5 protein-coding genes are annotated in these 5,377 nt (G+C 72.8%); all 5 read right to left on the bottom strand.

Features of this window, described 5'->3' with window-relative positions:
* Nucleotides 1-49 precede the first annotated feature (49 nt).
* A complete protein-coding gene (locus ACFU97_RS44850) occupies nucleotides 50-1,090 on the bottom strand; it encodes a sugar phosphate isomerase/epimerase family protein (RefSeq protein WP_384268773.1) in 1,041 nt (346 codons plus the stop codon).
* A 100-nt stretch (nucleotides 1,091-1,190) separates the two neighbouring features.
* The gene (locus tag ACFU97_RS44845) at nucleotides 1,191-2,588 is read right to left on the bottom strand and encodes an alkaline phosphatase family protein (protein ID WP_384268772.1); all 1,398 of its coding nucleotides are present in this window, start codon (nucleotides 2,586-2,588) and stop codon (nucleotides 1,191-1,193) included.
* The gene (eboE, locus tag ACFU97_RS44840; protein WP_384268771.1) at nucleotides 2,585-3,754 is read right to left on the bottom strand and encodes a metabolite traffic protein EboE; all 1,170 of its coding nucleotides are present in this window, start codon (nucleotides 3,752-3,754) and stop codon (nucleotides 2,585-2,587) included. The genes ACFU97_RS44845 and eboE overlap by 4 nt, the downstream gene beginning before the upstream one ends.
* 3 nt (nucleotides 3,755-3,757) lie before the next feature.
* Complete coding sequence (locus ACFU97_RS44835) at nucleotides 3,758-4,606, bottom strand: TatD family hydrolase (protein WP_384268769.1); 849 nt, start codon at nucleotides 4,604-4,606, stop codon at nucleotides 3,758-3,760.
* Complete coding sequence (locus tag ACFU97_RS44830) at nucleotides 4,606-5,331, bottom strand: EboA domain-containing protein (RefSeq protein ID WP_384268767.1); 726 nt, start codon at nucleotides 5,329-5,331, stop codon at nucleotides 4,606-4,608. Before ACFU97_RS44830 ends, ACFU97_RS44835 begins: the two co-directional genes overlap by 1 nt.
* Nucleotides 5,332-5,377 lie beyond the last annotated feature (46 nt).

The following is a 5,377-nucleotide window of genomic DNA, read 5'->3' as shown; positions in this document are numbered from 1 at the left end:
GCCCCGGCTCCGGGGAGGGCCTCCTCACGCGCGCGTGGCCGTACGGCCGTCAGCACTTCTCGCGCAGGCTGTGCAGGTACGCGCTGGAGCGGCGCGCGAAGGTGAACGACTCGGTGGGCTGGTCGTGTTCGGTCTGCCAGTGGTGGGCGAGGCGTTCGCCGCGCAGCCGGGTCACCGCGGAGATGAACTTCTGGTAGTCGATGTCGCCGTCGCCGACGTCGACCATGCGGTAGCCGAACTGGTTCGACGGATCGCTCACGCCGTCCTTGACGTGGAAGAGCGGGTAGCGGTGGGGCTGCTTGAGCACGTAGTCGAGGGGCTCGAAGGGGGCGGCGCTGCCGTCGGGGCGCCTGGAGAAGCGGAACTGGCCGGCGTACGCCCAGAAGATGTCCATCTCCAGGTAGACCAGGCCGGGATCGGTCTCGGCGAGCAGCACGTCGTAGAGGCGGACCTTGGGATCGTCGGTGGCGAAGCCGAACTCGTCGGAGTGGTTGTGCTGGTAGAACTTCATGCCGCGCGCCTTCGCCGCCGCGCCGTAGGCGTTGAACTCCTCGGCGGCCCGCTTCCAGGCGTCGACGGTGTTGCCGTAGCGGTTCGGGCCGGAGGCGGTGCCGATGTGCTTGAGGCCCAGGGCCTCGGCGTCGTCGAGGACCTTGGTGAGGTTCTGGGCGAAGGTGTAGGCGTTCGGGTCGCTGGAGAAGTAGCCGACGTGGCTGCCGATCGGGTTCAGGCCGTGGTTCTTCGCCAGCCGCCTCAACTGGGCCAGGGTGATCGGGCCCGTGCCCTGGGTGTATCCGGCGAACTCGATCTCGTCGTAGCCGTACTTCTCCAGTTCGGTGAAGACGGGTGCGAAGCCCAGCGAGGCGACCTTGTCGCGCAGGCTGTAGAGCTGGACGCCGAGCCGGCCGGGGGGCAGGACGGGACGTCCGCGGCCGGCGGCGGAGGCGTCGGCGGAGGTGCCGGCCGCGGCGGCGGGGGTCGAGGCGGCGCCGAGCAGGGCGGCGGCGGTGGCGCCCGCGGCCACGCCGAGCATGCCTCGTCTGGTCAGGCGGTGGGCGAGTTCGGGGTCCGTCTGGGAGGTGCGGCTCATGCCTGGAACTCCTCGGTGTCGGAGGGCGTTGTCAGTGGTGGGTGCTTCACTTGTGACCAGTCGGATCACGGGGATCCGGCGGGCCGTTGGGGCCGGTCGGTCAGGTGAGACCGGCGAGGTGGAGCAGCAGTGACTTCACGTCGGTGGCCGCGAGGCGGTCGCCGACGGCGCGGGGGGTGGAGCAGATGAGGAGCGGACCTTCGTCGTCGCTCTCAGGAAGGCGGCCGTGGCTGCCGCGAATAGGTGAGGGATCCAGCGGCACGACCGCCATGCGGTAGCGCATGCCGAGCTTCTTGCGCGCCAGCGCGGTCGCTGCCTTGACCTTGACGTAGGGGTCGAGCGGATCCATGAAGAGTTCGACCGGGTCGTAGCCGGGTTTGCGGTGGATCTCGACGAGCTGCGCGAAGTCGGGCGCGCGGGCGTCGTGGAGCCAGTAGTAGTACGTGAACCAGGCGTCCGGCTCCGCGACGGCGATCAGCTCGCCGGAGCGCGGATGGTCGAGGTGGTGCGCCTTCTTGCCCTCGTCGTCGAGGAGTTGGCCGATGCCGGGCAGGCCGGCCAGGGCCGACCGCGTGGCGTCGAGGTCCTCGGGCCGGCGTACGTAGACATGGGCGATCTGGTGGTCGGCGACCGCGAAGGCGCGGGAGGCCATCGGGTCCAGGTACTCCATGCCGTCCTGCGTGTGCACCTCCAGGAGGCCGGCGCGGCGCAGGGTCCGGTTGATGTCGACGGGGCGGTCGGTGCGGGTGATGCCGTACTCGGACAGCGCGACGACGGTACGGCCCTCGGCGTGGGCGTCGTCCAGCAGCGGTGCCATCGCGGCGTCGAGGTCGGCGGCCGCGCGCAGGGAGCGCGGGTCGTCGGGGCCGAAGCGCTGAAGGTCGTAGTCGAGATGGGGGAGGTAGCAGAGCGTCAGGTCCGGATGGCGGGTGGCCATGACGTGCCGGGTCGCGTCGATGATCCAGCGGCTGGAGACGAGGTCGGCGCCGGGGCCCCAGAAGTGGAAGAGGGGGAAGGTGCCGAGTTTCGCGGTGAGTTCGTCGTGCAGGTCCGGGGGCCGGGTGTAGCAGTCGGGTTCCTTGCGGCCGTCGGCGTAGTAGACGGGACGGGGGGTGACGGTGATGTCGGTGTCGGCGCCCATGGCGTACCACCAGCAGATGTTGGCGACGGTGTAGCCGGGATGGGCGCGGCGGGCGGCGTCCCAGAGCTTGTCGCCGGCGACGAGTCCGTTGTGCTGCCGCCACAGCAGGACGTCGCCGAGCTCGCGGAAGTACCAGCCGTTGCCGACGATGCCGTGCTCGGACGGGTGGGTGCCGGTGAGGAAGGTGGACTGGGCGGCGCAGGTGACGGCGGGCAGGACGGTGCCGAGCGCGGCGCGGGAGCCGGACTGGGCGAGCGTCTTGAGGTGGGGCATGTGGTCGAGGAGACGGGGGGTGAGGCCGACGACGTCCAGGACCAGGAGCGGGGTGGGCTCCGGGGCCGCCCGGTGGGTGGTCATGGCAGCTCCTTGAGGCCGAGGTCGGTCAGCAGGTCGCGGGCGAGGGTGAGTTCGGCGGCGATGCCCTCGGCGAGCTGGGTCCGGCCGCGGGGCCGCAGCTCGGGTGGGAGCGCCTGCCAGGTGTAGGTCTCGACCTCGAGGTGGCGGGTGAGCGGGTGCGGGCCGCCGACGAGCCGGGTCAGTGCGGCCTTGAGGACCGGGAGCGTGGAGGTGAGCGGCGCGGCGGGGGCCGCGTGCAGGGGGACGTGGAAGTGGGCGCGCCACGGCCGTGAGTCGGGCAGGGCGTCGGCGTGCAGGGCCTCGCCGAGGTCGTCGGTGCCCCGCAGGCCGGCGGCGGTGGCGGTGCGGGTCTGGTGCAGGAAGCGGGGTTCGTCGAAGGCGGCGAGGGCCGCGCGGACCTCGGGGAGGTGGGGGTGTTCGGCGTGCAGGGCGGCCGAGAGCTGGGACTTGACGACGGGGACGCGGGCCGCGGTGAGCGCGTCCAGGGCGGTGTGCGGATCTTCGAAGGAGGTGGCGAGATGGCAGGTGTCGACGCAGATGCCGATGCGGTCGCGGGCGATCGCGGCGAGCGGGGCGAGGGCGTCGGCGGTGGTCTCGACGACGCAGCCCGGTTCGGGTTCGAGGCCGACGCGGATGGAGCGGCCGGTCAGTTCGTCGAGGGCGTCGAGCCGTTCGGCGAGCGTCACGAGGGCGGCGTGGGCCTTCTCCGCGCGGCCGGGGTCGTAGGCGGTGCGCCAGGCGAGCGGCAGGGTGGAGACGGTGCCCTCGGTGACGTCGTCGGGGAGGAGTCCGGCGAGGACGCGGGCCAGGGCGGTGGTGTGCTCCAGGCGCTCGGGGTCGGCCCAGTCGGGCCGGTACACGCGGTACTTGACCTCCTCGGCGCCGAAGCCCTCGTAGGGGAAGCCGTTGAGCGTGACGACCTCGAGACCGCGCCGGTCCAGTTCGGTGCGCAGGCCGCGCAGGGCGGACGGGTCGGTGACGAGGGCGTGCGCGGCGTCCCTGGCGAGCCACAGGCCGATGCCGAGGCGATCGCGGCCGAGGCGGCGGCGGACGGGCTCGCAGTGGTCGCGGAGCTGGGCAAGGACGCCGTCGAGGGTCTCGGCCGGGTGGACGTTGGTGCAGTAGGCGAGGTGGACGGTGGAGCCGTCGGGGTGGCGGAAGCGCATCGCTCACGCCCCGCCGCGGAGGATGGAGTTGCCCTCGTGGGTGGCCTCCGTGGCCGCGAGAGCGAGGTTCAGCCGGCCGCTGAGCCCGTAGAAGGCGACGGGGTTGCGCCACAGCACCCGGTCGACCTCGTCCTCGGTGAAGCCCTCGGCCAGCATCAGCTCGCCGACCTTGCGGGTCTTGAGCGGGTCGCTCCTGCCCCAGTCGGCGGCGGAGTTCACCAGCACCTGCTCGGGGCCGTAGGCGCGCAGGATCGCGACCATCCGCTCCTCGTCCATCTTGGTGTCGGGATAGACGGAGAAGCCGAGCCAGCAGCCGCTGTCCTTCGCCTCCTTGACGGTGGTCTCGTTGAGGTGGTCGACCAGGACGCGGCCGGGCGGCAGGGCGGACTCGCGCACCACGTCGAGGGTGCGGCGCAGCCCGGCGAGCTTGTCGCGGTGCGGGGTGTGGACGAGCGCGGGCAGCTCGTGGTCGGCGGCGAGCTGGAGCTGGGCGGCCAGCGCGGTGTCCTCGGCCGGGGTCATCGAGTCGTAGCCGATCTCGCCCACGGCGACCACCTGGTCCTTGACGAGATACCGGGGCAGTTCGTCGAGGACGGGCGCGCAGCGCGGGTCGTTCGCCTCCTTGGGGTTGAGGGCGATCGTGCAGTGGTGGGCGATGCCGTACTGGGCGGCGCGGAAGGGCTCCCAGCCCAGGAGCGAGTCGAAGTAGTCGAAGAAGGAGGCCGGCGAGGTGCGCGGCTGGCCGAGCCAGAAGGCCGGTTCGACCAGGGCGCGGACGCCCGCGGCGTGCATCGCCTCGTAGTCGTCGGTGGTCCGCGACGTCATGTGGATGTGGGGGTCGAAGATGCGCATCAGGACTCCTTGCCGTCGGTGCCGCGCGTACCGTGCTCGGTGGTCCGCGGGGGTGGGGTGGCCGTGGGGTCGCACAGGGTCAGGACGCGGTACAGGTCTTCGGGCACGGGACGGCCCGCGGCGGCGCGCTCGGCGGCGTAGTCGGCCAGCATCCGGGCGAGTTCGGGATCGGCGTGGGCGCGGCGTTCCAGGTCGGCGACCTCGGCGACGGGCACGCCGGTGAACAGGCACTTCAGGACGGCGTGCCGCCACAGGTGCGGGGACAGGTGCCGGGCGGCGTACGGGCCGACGGCGGCGGCGACGACGCTGGTGTCGTTGGTGCGCAGGGCGTCCTCGACCAGCGGCAGGGCGCCGGGGCCGTCGACCAGGTGGGGCAGGGCGTGCAGGACGGAGCGGCGTTCGGCGGCGGTGCCCTGGTAGTAGACGCGGGTGACGGCGTCGGTGCCGGCGCGGGCGGTGTGCAGGATCAGCACCCGGGCGGCGTCGGCGTGCTCGGGGCCGCACCGGCGTCCGGCCTCGGCCAGGCGCAACTCCCATACGGAGATGGGCCCGTGGATGCCGGGGTGGGCGGCGGCCTCGTCGAGGGCCTGGTCGAGCCAGGCGCGGGCGGCGCCGTCTAGGTGGGCCCTGAGGTGGTCGTGCAGCGCGGCCGGCGAGGTGCGGGCGGGGGTGGTGCCCTCGGTGTCGGCCGCGGGGGTGTCCCAGGCGGTGTGGGGACGCGTCATGAGGTCCTGCTCCCTTCGGGGGTGGCGGAGGGCTCGCCGTCGCGGA

Source organism: Streptomyces sp. NPDC057616 (genome assembly GCF_042800575.1).
Classification (GTDB): Bacteria; Actinomycetota; Actinomycetes; order Streptomycetales; family Streptomycetaceae; genus Streptomyces.
The sequence above is the reverse complement of the archived record's forward strand: the minus strand, read 5'-3'. Positions and strand labels throughout refer to the sequence as shown.

Excerpts from the sequence above, each read along its gene's own strand:
- eboE (WP_384268771.1), bottom strand. The coding sequence starts at position 3,754 with ATGCGCTTCCGCCACCCCGACGGCTCCACCGTCCACCTCGCCTACTGC.
- ACFU97_RS44835 (WP_384268769.1), bottom strand. The coding sequence starts at position 4,606 with ATGCGCATCTTCGACCCCCACATCCACATGACGTCGCGGACCACCGAC.
- ACFU97_RS44845 (WP_384268772.1), bottom strand. The coding sequence starts at position 2,588 with ATGACCACCCACCGGGCGGCCCCGGAGCCCACCCCGCTCCTGGTCCTG.
- ACFU97_RS44830 (WP_384268767.1), bottom strand. The coding sequence starts at position 5,331 with ATGACGCGTCCCCACACCGCCTGGGACACCCCCGCGGCCGACACCGAG.
- ACFU97_RS44850 (WP_384268773.1), bottom strand. The coding sequence starts at position 1,090 with ATGAGCCGCACCTCCCAGACGGACCCCGAACTCGCCCACCGCCTGACC.